Below are 21,889 nucleotides of genomic sequence, written 5' to 3' on the forward strand. Positions count from 1 at the left end.
GGATTTGCTGTGAAGAATGGAGATGATTTTATGAGTAAGCTAAAAGAGAATTTGATAAAACAATTTAATTATTGTAATGCAATAGCAGAAGATATACTTCAAAATAATAAGTCAAAGGAAATTCAGGAATATACAAAGAAATTTGCAGAAATTGAGAGTTCTTTAGTTGGTGGAACTGATGCAGATTGGATTCGTATTAACTGGGGAGATATTTATATCTTCTTGTGTGATAACGGAGATGTTGGTTATCAAGTAGACCCATTAGCTGAATATGGTGGCGAGCTTATTGATATGTGGAATTGCGCAAAAGAAGATTTTATAAATGCAATTTTATCATTAGAAGATGCACCAATTATTAGAGACGGAATTACTTATTTTGAAGCAGATGAATCAGTAGATGAACCCGGTATGTATATAGTAATGAAACGATGATTTATTAGGAAGATTGGAGAAATTGATATGAAGTCACATACAGAAAAACATAAAGTGAAATTAAATCCATGTAAATATTGTGGTGAGGCAGAAGTCGAAATTGTATATAACAGATTCAATAATCAAGATCATTGTGTTGTGCAATGTAAATGTGGAGCATATGTACAAAGATATTGTACAAATCCATTATTAGCACCAGAGCTTGAAAAAACTGTTATTGCGATTTGGAACAATGGTAATATTAGTAAGCCATTGTAAATATAAAACAATGATTTACTACGGAAAGTGAGGAAATTATATGGAAGAAAAATATTTAGAAATTGCAAGAAAGTATCTTTGTGATACGAAAGAAGGACTCAATAAATCAATTTGCATTACAATCAAAATTTCTGATATTGATAATGCAGAAGACAAAGAAAAATTTATTAAAGAGAAAATTGAAACTACATCATATAAATTCAGTATGGCAACTATCCATACAGACCAATATGGAATAAAAACAATTATGCTATTTAATCAGTAATCTAATGAAACGGAAATTTGCTGTCCTTTTAATAGGACACAAGACATGATATAATATAAAAAAACTGGGGGTAGTTATTATGGCAGAGTTGATTGGATTTATTTTAACAATGGGCATCTATTTTTGGTTATGCAGTTTAGGAAACAAACCAAAAAATAATCAGAAGTTTGGCGATGGAAAAAGTCGTTATGACTTTCAAGATTACGTTGACAATAAGGCAGATAAGTATAATAAATAGGAAAGATGGTGATTAAATATGTTAGTAGAAATGTTAGCATTGTTAGGATTAAAAGGTGTTGCAAGCGTAGGACGTGCAGTTGATGATGTAAAAACGAAAAGAAATACGACAGCCTTAGATTCAAATGGAAATATAACTTGTATAGGTAGAACTGGAAAATATTATGTCAATGGAGAGGAAACTTATAGTTGGACACAAGAAGACAAATATGGGAATACCCATAATTTGACAATCGGTGTACATAGTGGAAAAGTGTATAGGGATTCTTTTGATGAACGAATGCGTCAAGAAAATAACAAGGCAAAAGAGAAAAAAGTTCGTGCAATAAAAAGTGGCAGACCAACTTATGACAAATACAATCCAATGACTCAAAGGGTGATGGCTACAGAAGTTACAACAGATAAAGTAATTGTTTGCTTTGGAGAATTTTTTAATAAAAAAACTAAAAAAACATCTTACAGAAAGTGGTATTTGCAACCAGGGCAAAATAAATACAATTGTCAATCACCTGCTTCAGGAGATCGAGGAATTGAAATAACGGAACAAGAATATAAAAAGTTGCATGATGATCGTCATGATTTAGAAGGAATTCCAAGCGGAGAGGTTTTAAATGAACTATGGGGGGACTACATGTTTTCATTAGATTGGAGTGATTAAAATGAATAAGCAGTGAAGAGAAAACGGAGTTGATAAAATGATATTGTACAAAAATGTAGATATTTGTGATTTAGAGTCAATTACTAAAAATGGAATTTTAAGTATGGATGAGTGCGGAAATAATAATTGGGACGAAGGAAAACGAGCAGAAAATGATACATCGGTGGTATATTTATTTAGCCCGACCGATAAACAGAACTCATTCCCTAATTATGGTGCAGCATTGTTGGAGGTTGATTGTGATGCAAAAGAAAATCAAATGAAAAATAATGACTCTCATAAGAATGATTATAGAGAATATATAATTAGTAAAGTGTTACCGACACAGATCAAACGGATAATTATTCCAAAAATATTCAGAAATCACATTGAAATACCTGAAGGATCAAATATTACATGGTGTGAAATAGAAGCTGATTATTATGGAGATTCTGGTTTGGAAAAGTGTACAGAATCTATATGGAAACAGTTTACAAAAACCGCCCCATTAATGGATTCTACGGAATTTAATTTCTTTAGAGGTACAACTGAAAAATGCATAATGATTGATTTGTATAATATAGAATACATATTCTAAGTGAATAATAGTTTCATGTGCAATGTTATAACAATGTATTGACAGTGATGCAAATGGAGAATATAATAATATTAAAGAAAGGAGTGATATATATGGCAAATACAAATGTAACAATGAGAATTGATGAAACACTGAAAGCTCAATTACAGGAGCTTATGTCTAATCTTGGAATGGATATGACTACTTTCTTTACAATGGCTGCTAAACAAGCTGTAAGAGAACAGGCTTTACCATTTCATCCTGATATGAATACGGGAATATATGGCTTGAAATTATATCAGTTAGCAATGAAAAATACAAATTACAATAAAGAAGGGAAAGCGACAATATCTTCTGTTGACGATTGGGCAACTGAATCAGAATGGGATGATATGTTTGAGCAAATGAAAAAAGAAAGAGGTATCGAATAATGAACAAAGGAGAAGTATGGTTTGTTGAATTTCCATTAGAAGAAGATCCAAGTAGAATACTGAATAGACCTGTTGTTGTGCTTGATGAAAATTTACTTGGTGTATTATCTGTCAAGATAACAAAGCATAAGGCAAGAAAAGAAGATCCTTATGATACTCCTATTATCTATTGGGAAGAAGCGAGTCTGAGATTGGCTTCAACTGCGAGAGTATCAAAAGTAACGCTACTTACAAAAGATAGCTTTATATTCAAAATCGGTGATTTACACAAGGATGATTTGAATAGAATTGAAAACATGTATAGAAAATTTTTAGAAGATAATGGTGCTGTATAAATTATAGCACCATTACTTATTAAAACAGAGAATATTAAAGTAACAAGAAACCAAGTTTTCTTGTGGAATGGAAAGGAGAATTATAATGTGTAAATATATTATAAAAAAAGAAAATGATATTAAATACTACAATAATGGTGCATGGGTATCAAAAGACAATGCGGAAGAATTTGATTGGTATAATGCAGAGAATACAGTAAGAGAATTGAAGCTTGACGGAATCAATGTAATTATCGAAAGCAAATAGTAGGAAATCTAAGTTTCAAGTTAAGAAGGGAGAATAATCATTATGCATGTGAATATATTTGAAACAAAATCGGATGAAGAATTATCTGTATTATACGGACAATTTCTTGAAGCAGAAAAAATATCTGGTTTTCCAGATAATAACGAATTGGGGGAAATTAAAAAAGAATATGAAAAAGATTTCGGAGCAAATACTGTATTAATGCTTCAAATTGAATTGACTCATACAATAGCAAATAGATGGTTCATAGAACATAGAGGCAAAGAAATTTAACTTTCATGTGACAGTTGGAGGTGATTATATGTCTCAAGATTTTATAGAAGGTTATTGTGATGGTCATGGTCAAGCAATCGAAAATGTAAGATATAACTTATTAGAATTTTTAAAAGAGCATAATGAATTGACATTTGACGATGTAAATCGAATTTGCAATTACTGTTCAAAAGTAGATATGGAGTATTTGAATCAGTAAAGAATGATTTACTTGGGAGATTGGAAGAGGTGATATAAATGAACAAAAAAGAAGAATTACAAAGATTAATTGACAATCCTTTAAAACCAAATGCAGCTGAATGGGCAATGGATTCTGAAGATGTTTTGTCAAACATGAATTTACTTTCACCAGAAACTAAACATTACATTAAAATGATAAAAGAACATGGAGGTGTATTTAAGCAATATAATGATGCTCTTGTTACTATTTTAAAACGGGCGTATAAATCTATTGCAAATGTAATAACTCCTCCACCAATTAAATCAAGACATCAAGTGTTTGTTGCAATGCGCTTCGATGATGAAAGAGAACGTCTGTATAAAGATGTTCTTACACCAATCGTACAAGCTGCTAATTATGCTATCGTCAAGGTGAACGACCAAGAATACGAAGGTTCTATTATTGGAAAAATTGTGGATGATATAACTGACTCAACTATTTTAATTGCTGATCTTACAGGGAATCGTGGTGGAGTTTATTATGAACTTGGTATTGCTAAAGGATTACAGCTTTGTAATCATCCAATAAGAACTATACTTACTTGTGATAAAGCATTTTTTGATGATGAAAAGGTTCATTTTGATGTACAAGGTGATAATATTATTCTTTATACATCTGACGAGGATTACAAAGAAAAATTATCTCGCAGAATTCAATCATATAAAAATGAAATGAATGGTTAAAATGACGATTTTATCATGTCTTAAATGGAGAATAATGTTATATAAAATAGAATGGAGTGTGATACATATGTCAAAGATTATATTACAAAGAAAAGATAAAAAACTTATAGATAATATCTTCGAGCATCCTGGTAATATTTTCAGTGTACACTTTGCAGGATATGAAGATACTGTTTGGTGTAAATCTATTTCAGAAATTTATATGGCATTAGAGCAATTTAAGATAAATGGATTTGTGAAAACAGATGAGAATGCAGAATTAATAATATAGAAAGTGAGGTAAAAACATATATGGAAGATGAATATAAAGTAGAAAAAACAAAATTTGGAATAAAAACAACACATCCTTCATATGGAACGCTGATGTTTAATCGTGCGTATGGTGGTAAAACTCCATTATTTGGTAGCAGTATTGAGCATAGTAATGTTATTACAATGGAACTTAGACATGCTGATATCACAAGAGGATTAAATCGTGACAATATTTTTGGCGATAAGCCTATTGCAAAAGTGGAAATGAGTTATTCACAATTTGCAGAAGCAATTACTTCTTTTGGTTGTGGGACTGGCATTCCATGTACAATTCGTTATACAGAAAAGGATGGTAGAATTCCAGAATGCGATTTCGTAAGCAAGAGAGAACAATTTACAGATGAATTTAAAACACAAACAAATAAAGCAATGCAGAAATCAAAAGAATTGATTGATGAAGTTGCTGCATTATTTGAATCGAAAAAGAACTTAACTAAAAAAGACAAAGAAGTGATTCTTATGAAATTGAATATGCTTAATTCTGATATTGGTAGCAATATTGGATTTGTTGCAGATCAGTTCAATGAACAGATGGATAAAACTGTTATGGAAGCAAAGGGAGAAATTGAATCTTTTTATCAGAACAAAATAAATGCTATTGCAAGTGCTGCGTTGGTAGAGCATAGAGATGAAATTTTAAAATTGGAAAATCCGGTTGATATTGAATCGGAATAAGAGATGAAAAATTGCTTTCAAGGTAAATTGGAGGATAGGAATGAATGAAATATATATTTTGGGTGATGAAGGTTTAAGTGGAGAGATTTTAATTGTAGAAGCACACAATAGACAAGAAGCAGTAGCATTTGCGAATTGTTATATGGGATATGATGATGAATACTATTGGGAAGTTATTGAAACATGTAAAAATAGAAGAAATATTATCAATAAAAATTATTTTGAAGGATTGGTTTAAAAATTGTTAGAGAATAAATAGAAGCAGAAATTAACTGCTTCTTTTTTGTTGCAAAAATGAGGTGATAAATATGTGTAAAAGAAATGGACATCCAGAACGAAGTTCAAAATTTATTTGTCTTAGATGTCTAAGAGAGAATCAAGTTGGCAGTGGTATTCCAAGATCAAATACAAAAGAAAAAGATCACGTCAAGGATATAATTTGTTTATGTACACATTTGGAAATGAAAACAAAGAACTTAGAAGTCAGATGGTGTGATGACATGGGTGAACGAATGAGACGAGCAATGCAGTTGAAGTCAAAATATTATGATGAGAATAATGAACTGCTACCTGAATGGCAAACGGAGAATATGTATGTAGAAAGAGAGGTTGATTAACATGGCACAGATAAGAAGTTATGCAACAAAGAAAAAAGGTAAAACAGAAGTGCAGCCATTTTGGAATATGTCTGATATTAAGAATGTTGTAGAGTGGTTTGAAAAGAATAATGAATGGGATGGATATCTTATTACATTATTAGAGCTACTGCTTGGTAGACGAATTGGTGATACAGTAATGATGAGATGGTCTGATCTGTATTATGAGAATGGAAATCGTAAGAGCGAAATTGATACTATTGAAGAACAGAAAACAGGCAAGATTACTAATCTTCCTGTGAGTAATATGGTATGGGAAGCTGTTGACAATTATCTGTCACACGTCAAAATCAATCCAATGGGGCATTATGATGAATATATTTTCTATTATCAACCTAAAACAGATTGGATTCATAGAGGAGAATTCTGGCATTACAAAGTGTTTACGTTGGATTTTTGGTGTGAAAAATTAGATAAAGATTTTTCCGAAAAACGAAAAGAAAAGATTGTTTCTGATTATAAAAAACAAAACAAGTATGAGACATTAGGTGATTATTTATATTGGGAAGTTGAATATAATGATATTGTTAAATGGCAGACTGATGATTATAGAAAGAAATTAAAGAAAGCAATTGAATATGCTGGTATTCAATATCGGGTATCGAGCCACAGCTTACGTAAATCGTTTGGCTACTGGATTCATAAGACACATCCGTTTGATCCTGACTGTCTACTATCATTGCAGAAATTGTTCAATCATACTGATCTTCAGACAACAATGAATTATATTGGCTTAACAGAAGAGAAAAATCGACAGTTAATCAACGATCATGGAGAGTTTATCCATAACGTACTTGCAGGTAAAGGAGATGAGATAGTTAAGAATATGCCAGTTATTTCTCTGAAATCTGATGATTTTGGAAAGATAATAAGAATGCTTACGGATGATGTAGATAAGTATCAAGCTGCAATTGATATGGCAAATGAGATGAGAATTATATAAATATGTAAAGGACGGTACTTATTTAGTATCGTCCTTTTGAAAAAATAAGATATCGTTTGGGATACAATTCAAAGCATTGCAAATTTTATCCATTGTATCCAAACGTATGTTTTTGGTTTCACCATTGCATATTTTTCCTATATTGTTTGGTGAGATCCCCGTTTCTTTTGCTAACCAATATTGACTTTTACCTTGTTTTTCAAGAACTGATTTGACATTTAATTCGATCATAATGATGCTCCTTTTTATAATATATATATGTATAATATCAAAAAATAATATATTTTTCAATAATATATGTTGACATATAATACGAATTGATATATAATATGAAATATCAAAGGTACATAAGAGGAAGGAGGAATGAAAAAATGGAAGTGAAAACATTCGATATTGTTTTAGTTGATTTTGGTGAAGTTATTTTTGCAGGGGAACAGGGTGGAATTAGACCAGCCGTTATTATACAAAATAATACAGGCAATACATATTCTGGTACTACTATTGTAATGCCTTTTACTACCAAAATCAAGCATGTTCATCAGTCAACTCATTCCTTCTTTTGTAAAGATTTAGAGAAGGGATTAAGTAAAGATTCAATACTCCTTGGTGAGTGCGTAAGACAGATTTCAAAAGAAAGAATTTTGAAAAAACTTGGTTCAATCATAAAATTACAGGAAAAAAAGAAGGTGAAAACTGTATATGATGCGAATTTTGGAGATTTGGAGATTTAAAAGGGGGGAAATAATTATGGAATATGTAGTTATGAGTCTTGAAGAAGCAAAGAAGGTTGCTAAAAAAGATGCAGTTGTTCTTGTATCTAAACAGGATCTTGAAAATCCTGATTGTAATATTGGGTTTAAAAAGAAAAAGTTTGGAGAATGCCATAACATTCTTGAAGAAGCTGCTACAATTGCTAAACTGTGTGATGATTTCTCGGCACAATTGAAGGTATTTTCAGATTTACAGGAGAGTGTACCAAAAGGATATTTGCATACAATACTATATAAAAAATAAAATAAACTATCGAACATATATTTTGAAAAAATATTGACAAGAATGTATGTTCGGTGTATGATATAAAATATAAAAAATAAGATAGAAGCAAGTGATTCAAACGATGCTGGGAACATCTTTCTGCTTTGCTTCTATCTTTGCAATTATTAGGTAGGGATATATTACCCCTGACACTATTTTACATATAAATTATATTTTTTTCAAGTTCAAAGTGGTATTTTCTACCTAATTCACAAAAAAAATTAACAATTGAATATGTTACTTTAACTTTTTGAAAAATCAAAAGGTTTATTAAAGTACGCCAAAAATCAGAGAGGAGTGATTTTTTGTTTATATTAACAGATGGAAAAAATTATGTTATGGAAAATCCTATGAAGTCAGGTGAGTATATGATAACGACTTCGAGTTCTATGGCAAAAAACTTTACTTACAAACAGGCGAGGTCATTAGTACAGAATAGCAGAAAGAAGTATTCATGGATTAAGAAATACAGTCTTATAGATGTGGATACAGGACAGAAATCTGATAAATCTCTTTATTATAGAGGAAATGCAAATATTTATACAGGAGATGAAGGTAATTTCGATTATGCTTTATTAGATAAGATTGAATCAGAAGCCAATTCTATCTTAGGGTTAGCAGGCTGGGACGATAATCAACTTATTACATATAAAAATTTACTTAATAGTGCATTATCAAAGTGTGATAGTGCAGAAAGCGATATTAATCATGCATTAGAAAAATATAAGAAAGTACATAATGGTAAGAAGCCACAAGCTCATAAAGTGGCAAAGATAGGCTATCTACTCGATGATATACGAGATAAACATCGTAAAATTAAACAGTGTATAAGATATGTAACAGTTATGTCAGATGCAATTGATAGATCGTATACGATTGAAAAGATTAAATTGGAGTTAAGTAAAGTTTCTGACGGAGAATATAAAGGAAGAACACAGTATTGGAAGATTGCTAATGATATATTAGAAGATTAAAAAAATATAAGAAAGGCAGGTGATACAAATGAAAGATGAAATATTGCGTGAAAAATTAAAAAAACTTTCAAAAAAACAGATGGCATGGATAAATACATATATGAAAGATGATATGAGAAAGTTAAAAAAAATTACATATCATACATTTAAAGGATTTAATATTCCAAATTCAGAACATGACGAACTGTATGATAAAGCAATGGATGTCTTGATGGAAAGTGCTGTTTCATATGATGAAAATAATGAAGCCAATTTCAATACTTTTTTAATTGGAAATATAAAAAGAAAAGTAAGCACGTGGTATCGAGATAACTATCAAAGAGGAAAAAGAAAAAACCTTCTTAGAGATAAAAAGGGAAACATTGTCTATGAAATTGACTCTAATGGAAAGAAAACGCCAGTTATTATTTCTGATATATCATTTGATACACCTGCTTTAGATGACGATGTTGACCTAAAAGAGAAAATTGCTTCAAATTTTAATATTGAGAATGAAAGTAATTTGAATTTTCAAGCGAATGATAATATTGAGAAATTTATGGTATCATTAAGCAATAAACAAAGAATAATATTGAAAATGAAAATGCAAGATATTTCTTCTGACGAAATTAAACAACAACTTAGCATATCAGACAAAGAATACAACAGTGTGATGCAATCAATTAAGATGAACGAAAACCTTACATTATTTACAAAGAATAAGAGAGAATTTATAGAGGAGGAAAACGTAATGGAAGAAAGAGTAATGGAAATTAAAGAGGCTGAAGGATATAGGATGGACAAGTATTCTATATTTTCTTTGATTGATATGAAAAAGACGGGTGATATTAATTGTAAGTATATATTACAGCGAAAACCTTTTCAGTGGAGCAATGAAGAAAGAAATAGATATATTTGTAGACTTCTTTCAAATCTTCCTATCCCAGAAATTATTCTTTGCGAACAAAATGTTAAAGGAATGACAATTTCCCACCTTATTGATGGGTTACAACGTCTTTCTTATGCAGAATCTTTTAAAGAAAATCATTTTAAAATTGGATCAAAAGGTGCTGAAAGACATTTAATTCAATACAGAGAATATGTATTGGATGAAAATGGAAACCGTGTTCTTGACGAAGATGGAATTCCAATTTTTGAATTGAGAGTTATTGATGTTATTGGGAAGTCATACAAAGATTTGCCAGATGAATTAAAGAAAAGATTTAATAATTTTAATGTCAATGTGACCAAATTTTTTAATTGTACAGATGACCAGATTGCAGATCATATTAGAGATTATAATAACCACGCAAGTATGAATAAGGAACAGTCTGGAATGACTATTATTTCTACTGAAACGGCAAGAAAGATTAAGACAATTACAGAAAAAACAGGATTCTTTAAGAATTGTGGCAAATATACTCCTTCAAATTGGACAAAAGGAAAAATAGATAGAATGGTTGCAGAAATGGTTATGTTGTTTTTCCACTCAGACAATTGGAAATCAGATGTAAGAATGGCTTATAAATATTTAGACGAAAATGCAAGCCAAGAAGAATTTGATGTTGTTAAGTCAGATTTAGATAAATTGGAAACAGTACTTGAACACGCAGGAGATAACGTGAACACTATGTTTACTACTACATATACTCCTATGTGGATGGCAGTATTTCATAAATTCCTTACATATAATATTGGTTTAAATAAATTTATTGATTTCTTAAATGCATATAATAATGGTTTAAAGAATACAAAAATTAATGGAATTAATATGGATGACTTTAAGGATCATCAGTCTAAAAATAAAGCAACTATTACAGGAAAAGTTGAGCTACTTATTCAACTTATGAATGATTATTTACATATTGAAGAAACTGAAAACGAAGAGTGCAAAAGTGAAGTAGAGAATAACATAGTAGAAACAGCAGAGGACGATACTCTTGAGTTTGTAAAAGCAAACGTAAATCCAGATGCTACAGAAAATGATATAGATGAGTGTTATGAACTTATAGATTATGCAAAGAACAAACTGCATGGATTTAATAAGGAATCTGCGATTCTTGATTATCATAATGAAAATGCATTGATTGCTATTTTTGCATATGCATTAAAAAACAATATTGATTTAGATCAATGGCTTGTAAAAGTTTCTAATCAAAATAATGTATATTCGGAGAATCAGAAAGAGAATTATACATATATGATAAATAGTTTAAACAACTATGTACAAGCATCAGCATAAAAGATATTAATGTAAGGAAGTTTCAATCAGGGAGAATCTGGTGAGTTTTAGTAAGAAATGTGGTTTTCAATGGATTGTGATTTGGAGGTGAAATAGTGTGCTAGATTTGGCAATTAAGTATAAAGAAGAATTACAGAAGAAATTAGTAGACACATGGTTTACTGATAAATATAAGTTTGTACACGCTGATGTTTATTGCGATGAAGAAAAAATTGAAGAAAATACATGGAATAAACATCAATTTGTATCACTTGATAAGGATGGAAATGTAATTGGATACATAAAATACAATGTAAATCGTTCTGATAATAGTTGCAGCGGATTGTGTATTTACAATTTTTCAGACAACAAAATTGTATTTGGAATGGATCTGGGACAAACATTGAAGGATATTTTCGAGAAATTTAAATTTAGAAAATTGACATTTTGTGTTGTAGTTGGAAATCCTATTGAGAAGTCTTATGACAAAATGATAGACAAATATAATGGAAGAATTGTAGGCATCTGGAGAAAGGAATTTAAATGCTACGATGGAGAATATTACGATAAGAAATCGTATGAGATTTTAAGAGAAGATTATATAGAAGCTGTGTTACATAAATAGAAATGATAAGAAAGTTCGATTTCATATGGAAGCGAGGTGAAAACAAATAATGTCTAACAATAACATTATATATTTTGAATTGAATGAATGGTCTTCAGAGTACTATCCAAACGTTGAACCATTTATATCTTGGATTTGTATGTCAAAAGATAAAAATTATTATATAAATTTTAGAGATGAACAATGGGTAAAAGACAATGAACTTGTTATTGTAGAATCGCTTGTAGATATGTCAATTAATTTTTGCGTGTCTGCAAAAAGAGAATGGGTTGAACAGAACTGTCCAGAATTATTAACGAAATATAAGGGATTTATTAGAGTTGAGGACAAAGACGAAGAAGTTCCTTATGGGAATTTTGGATGTCCGTTTTTAGAATGGTCTGAAAATAATATCGGTATTCATCAAGCAATTGAAAAAGAAGATAGTCAAGGTTATGTGTATTATTCGATTGATGATGAATAGAGAATAAAAATTATTAGAAACATTTCGTTTTGCTACGAAAAATGATTGGAGGTTAAAAGGTATTATGGAACAGATTCAGGAAAATGAACAGTGGAAATTGAATGGTAACTGTGAAAAATGTAGAAGAAATAATTATTGTTCAAAACCATGTGCTCGTCATAATAGGCGAATAGGAGCAGAATTTAAAGATCTTGTTGCAGATATAATGAATAAAATGACAGGTGGAGTGATGAGAGAAGCAATTGATAAGACGGTAAACGGAATTTGGTAGTAAATAAAATCACAGTAGCTTGGATTTTTTGAAAGAGAGGTTAATTATGAAGAAAAAATGTAATTGTTGTGATGGCATATACAACAGTTTTGATGTGCATTTTACAAGTGCATGTGATAATAAATGTGCTCATTGTGTAGATCAGTGTTACGAAGGAATGCATATTGTAAAACCAGATGTAGATAAAATCGTAACTACTATATTAGAGAATAAAAATGAATTAGACGATGTTCTATTTCTTGGTGGAGAGCCTTGTTTATTCTTAGATGAATTAATTGATTGTGTAGAGAAAATCAAAGCAGCGTCAAATCTTAAATTATATGTTACGACATCTGTTCCAAAAATTTGTCATGACAAGAGAGATAGATTCGTATATTTACTTTCGATTTTGGATGGGTTAAATATTTCCGCACAGCATTATAAAGAAGATGCGGCAGATGAGATTAGAAAGACAAAATCACAATATAATAGACAAGCTTTTTATAATTCGCTTCCATATAAAGAAAAGATACGAATAAATCTAAATATTGTTAAACCATATTTATATACAAAAGAGGATTTAACTACGTGTTTAAAACATTATGATTCTATGGGATTTAATTCAATTAAATTATCAGAAATTCAGCATGGAAAAGATTATTATGTATCATTTGAGAAGACATTTGGAATTAAATTAGGCTCTCCATATTCAAATGGATGTCAAACATATCTTGATATGGAGAATATAATATCAGGATTTAAAACTCCTGTATTATTAAAAAGATCGTGCTTTATGTGCGAAGAAACATTAAAAGCATCATTAAGTGATGGTATTAAAGTTGTATGTACGTTATTTAGAAAACCAACAAATAAATATGGCGTGGTTTATGAAAACGGAGAATTGATGAAAGGATGGGTGTAATTATGTACACAAAATTATTAAGGAAGATTGTAAAAATGATGAGAACTATGGCAGAACATTGTGATGGAGATGGAGGTGGATACCATGGGCACTGTTACTAAAAAAGCACAGTAAAACTTCGTTTCATTGTAAAAAATTTCTGAGCGATTCAGCTCAATAAAATTCCCAAATTAAAAAGAGAATATAGATATGTAACCAATTAACATTCATATATAAAATTATAGAAAAGGAGAGTAAAACAGATGAATGGATTGAGTAGTAAAGAAGTTCTCAAAAGTAGAGAGCTTCATGGAAGTAATAAGCTTCCTGAACCAAAGTTGGACAAGTGGTATGACTTCGCAAAGGAAGCATTAAGTGAGAAAATCACAATGATTCTTATTGCAATTGCAGTATTACAGTTATTCCTTGGAGTCATGGGAGTAATGGATTTATCAGATCCAATTATGATTCTTGTTGTATTAGCAATTGTAACATGTATTGCTGTTAAGACTGGACTTGGTGTTCAAAAATCAGCAGCAGAGTTGAGAGCCAAAACATCAGTCAGGTATTGTGACGTAATTCGTGATGGCAAAGTTCAAACAATTAACAAGGATGAATTGGTAGTTGGTGATCTCGTTTGTGTAGGAATGGGACAAGAGATTTTTGCAGATGGATATCTCCTTGAAGGTAAGATTTCTGTAAACAATGCAGCTATTAATGGAGAAACAAAAGAGTGTAAGAAAACACCAATTGAAGGATACGTTCATAAGAAAACTACTTCAACAGATGCTTATACGAATCAGAATTGCTTATTTGCTGGTACAACAGTAATGTCAGGCGAAGGAAAAATGATTGTTACTGATGTAGGTGTGAATACAGTAAATGGTGATACACTTGTTAAAATGCAAACACTTGAAGCACCAAAGACAGCACTTGATATTGCACTTGATAATCTGAGCGACTTCATTTCTAAGTGGGGAACAATCGCAGCAGTTATTACATTTGCGGTGCTTACAATTTCAGGAATTGTACAGGTTGGATTTGGAGAATATTTTAGCGGTGGTGTTCTGAATATTATTCAGAAAATCGCACAGAACTTCTCAGTAGCATTAACAATTATTGTAGCTGCTGTTCCCGAAGGATTGCCTCTTATTGTAAAACTTGTAACAAAACAGAATGTAAAGACAATGGAGAAATTCAATATTCTTGCTAAGAATCCTGGTAAAATTCCAGAGTTAGCATATGTTGATATTATCTGTACTGATAAGACGGGTACTCTTACGACAGGTATTATGACACCAAAGAGAATTATTGATGGATTTGGTAATGAAGTAGATAAAAATTCTGCTTTATGGAATAGTATCGAATCAAATATCTGTTTGAATAATAGTGCTACATTTGATTCAGAGAATAATATTACAGGTGGTAATTCAATTGACAGAGCAGTTCTTGGACTTGTAACACCTAATAAATATGCTGATATTCAGAGTAATAATCCAGTTAAGTTAAAGCAAGTATTTAATAGTGGAAACAAATATTCAGCTTTTACTACAAAAGATGGAATTACATATTATAAGGGTGCACCTGAAAAACTTATTGAACATTGTACAAAGGTTTTGAGTTCAAATGGTGAGATTGTAGAGAACAATGATAGAGAAGCACTTAATGTTGAAATTACCGCAATGACAAGAAATGCAATGAGATGCATTGCTGTGACAATGGCGAGCGGTGATTTAGTAGAGAATGAATTACCAAATGATATGACATTCCTTGGAATCATTGGTGTTGTAGATCCTGTAAGAGATGAAGTACCAAGTGCAGTAAAAACAGCACATAAGGCTGGTATTCAAGTTATTGAAATTACAGGCGATTGTATTGAGACAGCAGTTGCAGTTGCTACAGAGTGTGGAATTTACAAAGATGGAGATTTAGCACTTACAAATGATGAATTTGAAGCGATGTCAGATGATGAAGTAAAGAGTATAATTCCTCGATTGAGAGTTATTTCAAGATGCTCACCAAACACAAAACTCAGACTTGTCACATTAGCACAAGAGATTGGAAAGTCAGTTGCAATGACAGGTGATGGTGTAAATGATAGTCCTGCTTTAAAGAGAGCTGATGTTGGTTTTGGTATGCAAGGTGGATCAGATGTAGCAAAAGAAGCTTCAGACATTGTATTGACAGATGATAACTTTGCAAGCGTTGTAAAGGCAGTAGAACTTGGAAGAACATTTATGCACAATATTATGATGTTCCTTGAATTTCAGTTACCTATCAATATTTCACTTCTGATTCTCAGTGTTATCTATCCAATGATTGCAACAGGTGCATTACTTGCATCGGTTCAGATTCTGATTGTAAATATCATTATGGACTCTCTTAATTCATTATCATTTGGTGGCGAACCTCCAAAGGATGAATATATGACTGAAAAACCTATTAAGAAAGGTTCTGGTTTATTCATCAGAGGTGCAAAGAAACGTATTGCAATCAGTACAGTAGCATTTATTGCACTTTATGGAATTATTACATTCAGTCCTATTGCAAATATGTTTGCATCTGAAACAGAAGCTATGACAGCGAGATTCGCATTGTTATGCTTTATGGCAGTATTTAATGGATTTAATATTCGTACAGAACACATTAATTTATTCAATGGTATTGGGAAGAACAAACTGTTCTCAGCCATTGCAATCGGAATTTTTGCAATGACGTTTGTTCTTTGCAACTTTGCGGAGAATCTTATTAAGGTCACAGCTTTAGATTTCAAACATTGGGTAGTAGTTGCAATTCTAGCGTTTATGGTTATTCCAATTGATCTTATCAGAAAGATTATTGAGAAGAAAAGAGAGAATAAGTAATTGAGGAGATGAGAACATGGTAAGGAGAGATAAAAGTTATAAAAAAGTAGAGATTATTACTCTTATATACTTTTCAATTAGTGTTATTACAGTATGTATTACACGCTTTATTCCATTTATTTTTCTGACGTTACTCACATTCCCAATTTCTTTTAAATTATTAAAAGGAAGGTTGACAGCCTTCCCAAGAATAAGGAGGACAAACAATATGTCAATTAGTTTAGTTAAAGGTCAGAAGATTGACCTTACAAAAGGCAATGCAGGTTTAAACAAAGTCGTATTTGGTCTTGGATGGGATACAAATAGATACGATGGTAATGCAGATTTCGATTTGGATGTATCAGCATTTTTTACTGATGATTCAGGAAAGGTAACAGGAGAACAGGATTTTGTATTTTATGGTCAGCCACAGCATCCAAGCGGAGCATTGATTTATTCTGGCGATAATAGAACAGGTGTAGGTGATGGCGATGACGAGACAATGATTGTTGAGTTAAATAAGATTCCATCTAATATTACAAAGATTAGCTTCTCAGCGACAATTTATGATGCAGAAAATCGTTTACAGAATTTCGGAATGGTTGATAATTCGTACATTAGAGCATACAACGCTGATACAAATGAAGAGTTATTCAAGTATGAATTAAATGAAGATTTTTCGTTAGAAACTGGTGTGATTGCAGGTGAATTATATCGTAAGAACGGTGAGTGGAAATTTAATGCGGTTGGATCTGGATACAATGGTGGTTTAGCTGCTATTGGTAGAAATTTTGGTTTGGATTTATAAAATGAAGGGAGAATATATATGTCAGTAAATTTAGTCAAAGGACAGAAAATCAATTTATCTAAGGAAGTAGCAGGTGGTCTTACAAAGATTATGGTAGGACTTGGATGGGACGCTGTTAAGAAAGGATTATTTGGTTCTAAGCCAAACATTGATTGCGATGCTTCGGCAATTATTCTAGGAAAAGATGATAAGTATCGTACCTGTGTTTATTATGGTGACAGATCAGCGGAAGACAGATGTGTGTATCATCATGGTGACAACCTCACAGGAGATGGAGACGGTGATGATGAGCAGATTACAGTTGATCTTGCGAATATTACAAATAAGGTTGAAAAGATTGTATTTGTAGTAAATATCTATGATTGTATTTCAAGAAAGCAGGATTTTGGACTTATCAAGAATGCGTACATTAGACTTGTTGATGAGTCAACTGGTAAGGAAATTTGTAAATACAATCTTTCAGATGATTATGCTGGCAAGACAGCAATGGTATTTGCAGAGGTTTATAAGAAAGACGGAGAGTGGAAATTTAACGCTATCGGTCAGGGAACAAATGATTCAAGTATTAGCGAATTAACAAGAAGATATAAGTAGGAGGATTTAATTATGTCAGTTTCATTAAGTAAAGGACAGAGAGTAGATTTAACAAAGGGTAGACCGTCATTAAAAAACATTCTTGTTGGACTTGGATGGGATATTAATCATTATGACGGAGAAGCAGATTTTGACCTCGATGCCTCTGTGTTTATGACAAAAGAGAATGGCAAGGTTGGTAAGGATGAGGATTTCATTTTCTATGGTAATCTTGAACATAGTTCAAAGAGTGTAAAGCATATGGGAGACAACCGTACAGGTGAGGGAGATGGAGATGATGAGGTTATTAAGATTAAACTTGATAAAATCCCATCAGACTATGAGACTCTTGCTGTGACGGTCACAATTTATGATGCTGAGAGTAGACTTCAGAACTTCGGTATGGTTGGGAATGCATATGTGCGTGTAGTAGACGAAGAGACAGGCGAGGAATTTATTCGTTTTGATTTAAGTGAAGACTTCTCTACCGAGACTGCGTTAGTCGTAGCTGAAATTTATAAACATAATGGCGAATGGAAGTTTAAGGCTGTAGGAAGTGGCTATAACGGTGGATTAAAGGCATTATGTAATCAGTATGGAATTGATGCAGAGTAGGAGGGTTGTATGACAAATTTTATGTTTATTGTAATTGTGGCGATTGTATTAATTGCACTGATTCTTTTCTTTACTCCTTTTGGTAAACAGCTTCGAGTAAAATTTAAAGGAAGAACGGATGAAGTAATGCGCCAGGATGCACAGACACCAGAAGGTGCTAGGGATTATTACAACGCAGCCATTAGAGAAAAGGAAGATTTTTATAACAAGGCATCTGCTACATATGCTGAAATTTCAGGAAAGCGTGATACAGCAGAAAAAGATTTATATCAGGCAAATAAAGATATTATGCGTGTTACACAGCAGATTAACGCTTGTCTTGATGAAAACAAAGAGGATGAGGCAATGCAGTATGCAATGAAGAAGTCTACTTTGGAGAATAAGATTAATGTACTAAAAGATACAATCGAAGAGATGAAAGAAGCACAGGCTCACCAGAAAGACATTCGTGATCAGGCAGCCGAAGAATTGCAGAAACTTAAAGAGGAAAAGGAACAGGTTCTTTTTCAGATGGAAGCTGATAGTCAGATTATCGAACTTCATCAGAGTATGGATAGTCTTAATACGAATAACGAGAGCGATAGAATGCTTGAAAGAGTTCGTGAAGGAGCAAGAAAGACAAGAGAACGTGCAGAAGGAAGTAGAATTGCATATGATTCTAGCGCACAGGCTAATGAGAGAAGACTTGCTAATTCTGAGAGAGAGCGCAATGCTCGTCAGATCCTTGATGATATGAAGAGACAGAGAGGTAATAAGTAATGATTGTATTAAACATTGGAGTTTTCGTAATCTGTCTCGGTGTATGCTTTGGAGCAGGTTTTATTGTAGGAAAACGTAAGAAGAATAAATAATTCAAGAGTTGGTAGGTGTTATAGCCTACTAACTCTATCAATATACCATATATAGTAACTATAAAACACAATATATACTATATATGGTATATATTTTACATTAGAATGAATCGCACATTTCTTACGGAATTTTGGAGGTGAAATATGAAATCATATGATAGAATTTGTAGAATTGATATAGATGATATTATAAAAGAATCTCAAGGTGAAGACATTGAATATATTAGAGATGGAGATAGAAGTGCTGATGATCTTGATGTTATATGTGACTTTATGAAAAAAGGATATTCGCACGAATTAAGATGTGAAAAAGGAATTTATCATACGGAAAGAATAGTAATAAAATTTTGTAAAATTAAAAGTCAAGAGGTGAATTAATGTCAAACTTATATGTATATCTAATGCGTTCTCGTAACAAGGATAATAAGGACATTCCAAACTTTAAGGAACGTGCCAAAACAATTCTTGAATACAAAGAGAACGAAGATAAAGTGATTGAAGTTTTTAAGGATTTTGCAACTAAAGGACTTCCTGGCGAGCAGACAAGATTATATAGGTCAGTTAATTCAAGGAATGAAGAGAAAATCAGAGAAGAGTTGATTATTCGTCTGCTGAGAGACAAGCCAAGTATAACACAGCTTAATAGCATATTGGCATCTGTTGCACAGCAGGTACAAAATCGTGATGAGAGTAAGTGGCTGTTTGATTTTGATGTGGACAATAGAGAAATGGCAGCCGATTTTCTTTCTGACATTAATCATTTTTCTGGTATAAAACTTATTGATATAAATTGTCATAAGACACCACATGGATTTGCAATTGTAGTTCCTCATGGATTCGACACAAGAGAGCTTATGGAGAAGTGGAAAAATTATGATATTACATTGAAAAAAGATGAGTTATTGTTTTTGAATATGATTACGAATGGAGAGTGACTATGTACGAAAAATTAAGAGAATATATAGAAGAGTCAAATAATATTGTATTCTTTGGTGGAGCAGGTGTATCTACTGAAAGTGGTATTCCCGACTTTCGTTCCAAGGATGGATTATATAATCAGCATGACATTCAATTTGATAAATATGAACCAGAATATCTTCTGAGTAGAGAATGTTTATATAATAACCCAAAAGTGTTTTATGAATTCTATCGTCAGAAGATGGATACAAGAAATATTGAGCCAAATATTACTCATAAGGTACTCGCCAAGATGGAAGAAATAGGTAAGTTGAAAGCTATTGTAACACAGAATATTGATGGACTTCATCAGAAAGCTGGCAGTAAGAATGTCTTTGAGATTCATGGAACTACTCAGAAAAATTATTGTAGTAAATGCAAAATAGAATATCATTCTGATTTCTTGTTCAGCACTAAAGAAGCTATCCCAAAGTGTGAATGTGGTGGACTGATCAGACCTGATGTGACTTTATATGGAGAGAATTTGCCGAATGAAGCTGTAAATGGTGCTGTTGAAGCAATTAGTAATGCTGATATGTTGATTATTGGTGGTACTTCATTAAAAGTTTATCCAGCAGCTCATTATATTTCATATTTTAGTGGCAATCATTTAGTTGTTATCAATAGGGAGAAAATTCAAGTGTTAATGAATGAAAATACAGATCTGATGATTGTTGATTCATTGGGTAATGTGTTTAGTGAGATCGAAAAATGGATGTGAGGTGAAATGGTGAAAATAACAATTGATATTCCAAGAGGATATGAAAGAGATTTTATCGCCGATAAGTTCAAAGATTTCTTTTTAAGAGTAATTACAGATATGAATTATAACGGTCTGTGTGGTAATTATGAAAAGGAAATCGCAGAAATGTTATTAGAAGCGTTTGACAAAGCTATTGTTGGTGATATTCCATGTGGAGAAAAATCTAATAGAGGTGAAATGAATGCATAAAATTGAGCATATGAAGAATGGCTATATTATTGATAACGATACAACTGATGAAGAGTGGCAAAATGTTTGCAATAAATATGAAAAAATTAAATGCATTATCTGCAATAATCAAACAGCAAAACATTTTAAAATAAGCTTATTAGGTAACAATATTATTACTATAAATAATAAATTGTTAGATGATGTTGTTTATATCAATGGTGTATTCTAAACAGAGAATAATCTAATATAGTGGTAATTCTATTCACGGCTGATCAGCCAAATTAAGCGAGGTGATAAAGTGAAGAAATATTGGGAAACAGGTGAAAAGAATGACTTTGGTAAGGAATGTTATAAATTACATTTTAGTCAATTTTATGAAGAAGATGATGAAAATGTAGTAGCTGGTTTTGTACAAGATGAGACAGACGAAAACATATTTATATATGTATCAAAAGAACTAAATGTTGAATATGATACATTATTTGCAGACAGTATAGAAGATGCAAAGCATCAAATCGAAGACATGTTAATAGACCATTGGAATGATGAGATTGATTATTTAGAAAATCGAATTAAATCATTTCAAGACGAAGAATAATCATATATAGAAATTTCTATCTTGGCGATTCAGCCAAATTTCCAAATAAAAGTAACAAGAAATATTTTTTTCATATGAAAA

General features: G+C 31.6%; 37 protein-coding genes. 36 read left to right on the forward strand and 1 reads right to left on the reverse strand.

What is annotated here, in order from left to right:
* Nucleotides 1–9: 9 nt before the first annotated feature.
* The 17 genes from DWZ63_RS10675 to DWZ63_RS10740 all read left to right on the forward strand — a co-directional run bounded on the left by DWZ63_RS10675 (nucleotide 10) and on the right by DWZ63_RS10740 (nucleotide 7,181).
* Nucleotides 10–432, forward strand: a complete 423-nt coding sequence (locus DWZ63_RS10675; protein ID WP_118499866.1) for a hypothetical protein — start codon at nucleotides 10–12, stop codon at nucleotides 430–432.
* Between the two features lie 27 nt (nucleotides 433–459).
* Entirely contained in the window at nucleotides 460–690 is a 231-nt protein-coding gene (locus DWZ63_RS10680) for a hypothetical protein (RefSeq protein WP_118499867.1), read from the forward strand.
* 40 nt (nucleotides 691–730) lie between these two features.
* Nucleotides 731–955 (forward strand): hypothetical protein, encoded by a 225-nt coding sequence (locus tag DWZ63_RS10685; RefSeq protein ID WP_118499868.1) that lies wholly within the window; start codon nucleotides 731–733, stop codon nucleotides 953–955.
* A gap of 79 nt (nucleotides 956–1,034) precedes the next feature.
* The gene (locus DWZ63_RS15755; protein WP_182431499.1) at nucleotides 1,035–1,193 is read left to right on the forward strand and encodes a hypothetical protein; all 159 of its coding nucleotides are present in this window, start codon (nucleotides 1,035–1,037) and stop codon (nucleotides 1,191–1,193) included.
* An 18-nt stretch (nucleotides 1,194–1,211) separates the two neighbouring features.
* Nucleotides 1,212–1,850 (forward strand): hypothetical protein, encoded by a 639-nt coding sequence (locus tag DWZ63_RS10690; protein WP_118499869.1) that lies wholly within the window; start codon nucleotides 1,212–1,214, stop codon nucleotides 1,848–1,850.
* Between the two features lie 37 nt (nucleotides 1,851–1,887).
* Nucleotides 1,888–2,427, forward strand: a complete 540-nt coding sequence (locus DWZ63_RS10695; protein WP_118499870.1) for a hypothetical protein — start codon at nucleotides 1,888–1,890, stop codon at nucleotides 2,425–2,427.
* A 92-nt stretch (nucleotides 2,428–2,519) separates the two neighbouring features.
* On the forward strand, nucleotides 2,520–2,837 hold the full coding sequence (locus tag DWZ63_RS10700) for a type II toxin-antitoxin system RelB/DinJ family antitoxin (RefSeq protein WP_118499871.1): 318 nt from the start codon (nucleotides 2,520–2,522) through the stop codon (nucleotides 2,835–2,837).
* Nucleotides 2,837–3,172: a type II toxin-antitoxin system PemK/MazF family toxin gene (locus DWZ63_RS10705; RefSeq protein ID WP_118499872.1), complete on the forward strand. Its 336-nt coding sequence runs from the start codon at nucleotides 2,837–2,839 to the stop codon at nucleotides 3,170–3,172. Before DWZ63_RS10700 ends, DWZ63_RS10705 begins: the two co-directional genes overlap by 1 nt.
* Nucleotides 3,173–3,257: 85 nt before the next feature.
* Nucleotides 3,258–3,419 (forward strand): hypothetical protein, encoded by a 162-nt coding sequence (locus DWZ63_RS15760; protein ID WP_182431500.1) that lies wholly within the window; start codon nucleotides 3,258–3,260, stop codon nucleotides 3,417–3,419.
* A 42-nt stretch (nucleotides 3,420–3,461) separates the two neighbouring features.
* The gene (locus tag DWZ63_RS10710) at nucleotides 3,462–3,692 is read left to right on the forward strand and encodes a hypothetical protein (protein ID WP_118499873.1); all 231 of its coding nucleotides are present in this window, start codon (nucleotides 3,462–3,464) and stop codon (nucleotides 3,690–3,692) included.
* Between the two features lie 28 nt (nucleotides 3,693–3,720).
* Complete coding sequence (locus tag DWZ63_RS15765; protein WP_182431501.1) at nucleotides 3,721–3,891, forward strand: hypothetical protein; 171 nt, start codon at nucleotides 3,721–3,723, stop codon at nucleotides 3,889–3,891.
* 38 nt (nucleotides 3,892–3,929) lie between these two features.
* Nucleotides 3,930–4,595 (forward strand): hypothetical protein, encoded by a 666-nt coding sequence (locus DWZ63_RS10715; protein ID WP_118499874.1) that lies wholly within the window; start codon nucleotides 3,930–3,932, stop codon nucleotides 4,593–4,595.
* A gap of 67 nt (nucleotides 4,596–4,662) precedes the next feature.
* On the forward strand, nucleotides 4,663–4,866 hold the full coding sequence (locus DWZ63_RS10720) for a hypothetical protein (protein ID WP_147353226.1): 204 nt from the start codon (nucleotides 4,663–4,665) through the stop codon (nucleotides 4,864–4,866).
* A gap of 20 nt (nucleotides 4,867–4,886) precedes the next feature.
* Nucleotides 4,887–5,582, forward strand: coding sequence for a hypothetical protein (locus DWZ63_RS10725; RefSeq protein WP_118499876.1), 696 nt, complete (start codon nucleotides 4,887–4,889; stop codon nucleotides 5,580–5,582).
* A gap of 40 nt (nucleotides 5,583–5,622) precedes the next feature.
* Nucleotides 5,623–5,820 (forward strand): hypothetical protein, encoded by a 198-nt coding sequence (locus DWZ63_RS10730; RefSeq protein ID WP_118499877.1) that lies wholly within the window; start codon nucleotides 5,623–5,625, stop codon nucleotides 5,818–5,820.
* A 70-nt stretch (nucleotides 5,821–5,890) separates the two neighbouring features.
* Complete coding sequence (locus tag DWZ63_RS10735) at nucleotides 5,891–6,199, forward strand: hypothetical protein (protein WP_118499878.1); 309 nt, start codon at nucleotides 5,891–5,893, stop codon at nucleotides 6,197–6,199.
* Nucleotide 6,200: 1 nt separating this feature from the next.
* Nucleotides 6,201–7,181 carry a tyrosine-type recombinase/integrase gene (locus DWZ63_RS10740; RefSeq protein WP_118499879.1) on the forward strand — a complete coding sequence of 327 codons (981 nt, stop codon included), beginning with the start codon at nucleotides 6,201–6,203 and terminating at the stop codon, nucleotides 7,179–7,181.
* Nucleotides 7,182–7,199: 18 nt separating this feature from the next.
* On the opposite strand, the gene DWZ63_RS15770 is transcribed toward DWZ63_RS10740, so the two are convergent.
* Nucleotides 7,200–7,412, reverse strand: coding sequence for a helix-turn-helix transcriptional regulator (locus tag DWZ63_RS15770; protein WP_182431502.1), 213 nt, complete (start codon nucleotides 7,410–7,412; stop codon nucleotides 7,200–7,202).
* 140 nt (nucleotides 7,413–7,552) lie between these two features.
* Here DWZ63_RS15770 and DWZ63_RS10750 point away from each other — a divergent pair, with 140 nt between their 5' ends.
* The 19 genes from DWZ63_RS10750 (at nucleotide 7,553) to DWZ63_RS10840 (ending at nucleotide 21,808) form a co-directional block, all read left to right on the forward strand.
* A complete protein-coding gene (locus tag DWZ63_RS10750; protein ID WP_118499881.1) occupies nucleotides 7,553–7,912 on the forward strand; it encodes a type II toxin-antitoxin system PemK/MazF family toxin in 360 nt (119 codons plus the stop codon).
* A 16-nt stretch (nucleotides 7,913–7,928) separates the two neighbouring features.
* Entirely contained in the window at nucleotides 7,929–8,195 is a 267-nt protein-coding gene (locus DWZ63_RS10755; protein ID WP_118499882.1) for a hypothetical protein, read from the forward strand.
* 326 nt (nucleotides 8,196–8,521) lie between these two features.
* On the forward strand, nucleotides 8,522–9,190 hold the full coding sequence (locus tag DWZ63_RS10760) for a hypothetical protein (RefSeq protein WP_118499883.1): 669 nt from the start codon (nucleotides 8,522–8,524) through the stop codon (nucleotides 9,188–9,190).
* 28 nt (nucleotides 9,191–9,218) lie between these two features.
* Complete coding sequence (locus DWZ63_RS10765; RefSeq protein ID WP_118499884.1) at nucleotides 9,219–11,411, forward strand: DUF262 domain-containing protein; 2,193 nt, start codon at nucleotides 9,219–9,221, stop codon at nucleotides 11,409–11,411.
* 97 nt (nucleotides 11,412–11,508) lie between these two features.
* A complete protein-coding gene (locus DWZ63_RS15995) occupies nucleotides 11,509–12,015 on the forward strand; it encodes a hypothetical protein (RefSeq protein ID WP_243020592.1) in 507 nt (168 codons plus the stop codon).
* Nucleotides 12,016–12,064: 49 nt separating this feature from the next.
* Entirely contained in the window at nucleotides 12,065–12,478 is a 414-nt protein-coding gene (locus DWZ63_RS10775) for a hypothetical protein (protein WP_118499885.1), read from the forward strand.
* A gap of 64 nt (nucleotides 12,479–12,542) precedes the next feature.
* Nucleotides 12,543–12,749, forward strand: coding sequence for a hypothetical protein (locus DWZ63_RS10780; protein ID WP_118499886.1), 207 nt, complete (start codon nucleotides 12,543–12,545; stop codon nucleotides 12,747–12,749).
* A 46-nt stretch (nucleotides 12,750–12,795) separates the two neighbouring features.
* Nucleotides 12,796–13,650, forward strand: coding sequence for a radical SAM protein (locus DWZ63_RS10785; RefSeq protein WP_118499887.1), 855 nt, complete (start codon nucleotides 12,796–12,798; stop codon nucleotides 13,648–13,650).
* 242 nt (nucleotides 13,651–13,892) lie between these two features.
* Entirely contained in the window at nucleotides 13,893–16,493 is a 2,601-nt protein-coding gene (locus tag DWZ63_RS10790; protein WP_118499888.1) for a cation-transporting P-type ATPase, read from the forward strand.
* Nucleotides 16,494–16,701: 208 nt separating this feature from the next.
* Complete coding sequence (locus DWZ63_RS10795; protein WP_118257184.1) at nucleotides 16,702–17,280, forward strand: TerD family protein; 579 nt, start codon at nucleotides 16,702–16,704, stop codon at nucleotides 17,278–17,280.
* Between the two features lie 18 nt (nucleotides 17,281–17,298).
* Complete coding sequence (locus tag DWZ63_RS10800) at nucleotides 17,299–17,874, forward strand: TerD family protein (protein ID WP_118499889.1); 576 nt, start codon at nucleotides 17,299–17,301, stop codon at nucleotides 17,872–17,874.
* A 12-nt stretch (nucleotides 17,875–17,886) separates the two neighbouring features.
* On the forward strand, nucleotides 17,887–18,468 hold the full coding sequence (locus tag DWZ63_RS10805) for a TerD family protein (RefSeq protein ID WP_118499890.1): 582 nt from the start codon (nucleotides 17,887–17,889) through the stop codon (nucleotides 18,466–18,468).
* A gap of 9 nt (nucleotides 18,469–18,477) precedes the next feature.
* The gene (locus DWZ63_RS10810; protein WP_118499891.1) at nucleotides 18,478–19,227 is read left to right on the forward strand and encodes a hypothetical protein; all 750 of its coding nucleotides are present in this window, start codon (nucleotides 18,478–18,480) and stop codon (nucleotides 19,225–19,227) included.
* 236 nt (nucleotides 19,228–19,463) lie between these two features.
* Nucleotides 19,464–19,697 carry a hypothetical protein gene (locus DWZ63_RS10815; protein WP_118499892.1) on the forward strand — a complete coding sequence of 78 codons (234 nt, stop codon included), beginning with the start codon at nucleotides 19,464–19,466 and terminating at the stop codon, nucleotides 19,695–19,697.
* Nucleotides 19,697–20,254, forward strand: a complete 558-nt coding sequence (locus DWZ63_RS10820) for a hypothetical protein (protein ID WP_118499893.1) — start codon at nucleotides 19,697–19,699, stop codon at nucleotides 20,252–20,254. Before DWZ63_RS10815 ends, DWZ63_RS10820 begins: the two co-directional genes overlap by 1 nt.
* 2 nt (nucleotides 20,255–20,256) lie before the next feature.
* A complete protein-coding gene (locus tag DWZ63_RS10825; protein WP_118499894.1) occupies nucleotides 20,257–20,997 on the forward strand; it encodes an NAD-dependent protein deacylase in 741 nt (246 codons plus the stop codon).
* A gap of 6 nt (nucleotides 20,998–21,003) precedes the next feature.
* Nucleotides 21,004–21,228, forward strand: a complete 225-nt coding sequence (locus tag DWZ63_RS10830) for a hypothetical protein (protein WP_118499895.1) — start codon at nucleotides 21,004–21,006, stop codon at nucleotides 21,226–21,228.
* Entirely contained in the window at nucleotides 21,221–21,439 is a 219-nt protein-coding gene (locus DWZ63_RS10835) for a hypothetical protein (protein WP_118499896.1), read from the forward strand. Before DWZ63_RS10830 ends, DWZ63_RS10835 begins: the two co-directional genes overlap by 8 nt.
* Before the next feature lie 69 nt (nucleotides 21,440–21,508).
* Nucleotides 21,509–21,808 carry a hypothetical protein gene (locus DWZ63_RS10840; RefSeq protein ID WP_118499897.1) on the forward strand — a complete coding sequence of 100 codons (300 nt, stop codon included), beginning with the start codon at nucleotides 21,509–21,511 and terminating at the stop codon, nucleotides 21,806–21,808.
* Nucleotides 21,809–21,889: the final 81 nt, after the last annotated feature.

This window comes from Clostridium sp. AF34-13 (assembly GCF_003477845.1).
In the GTDB taxonomy this organism is placed as follows: Bacteria; Bacillota; Clostridia; order Lachnospirales; family Lachnospiraceae; genus Butyribacter; species Butyribacter intestini.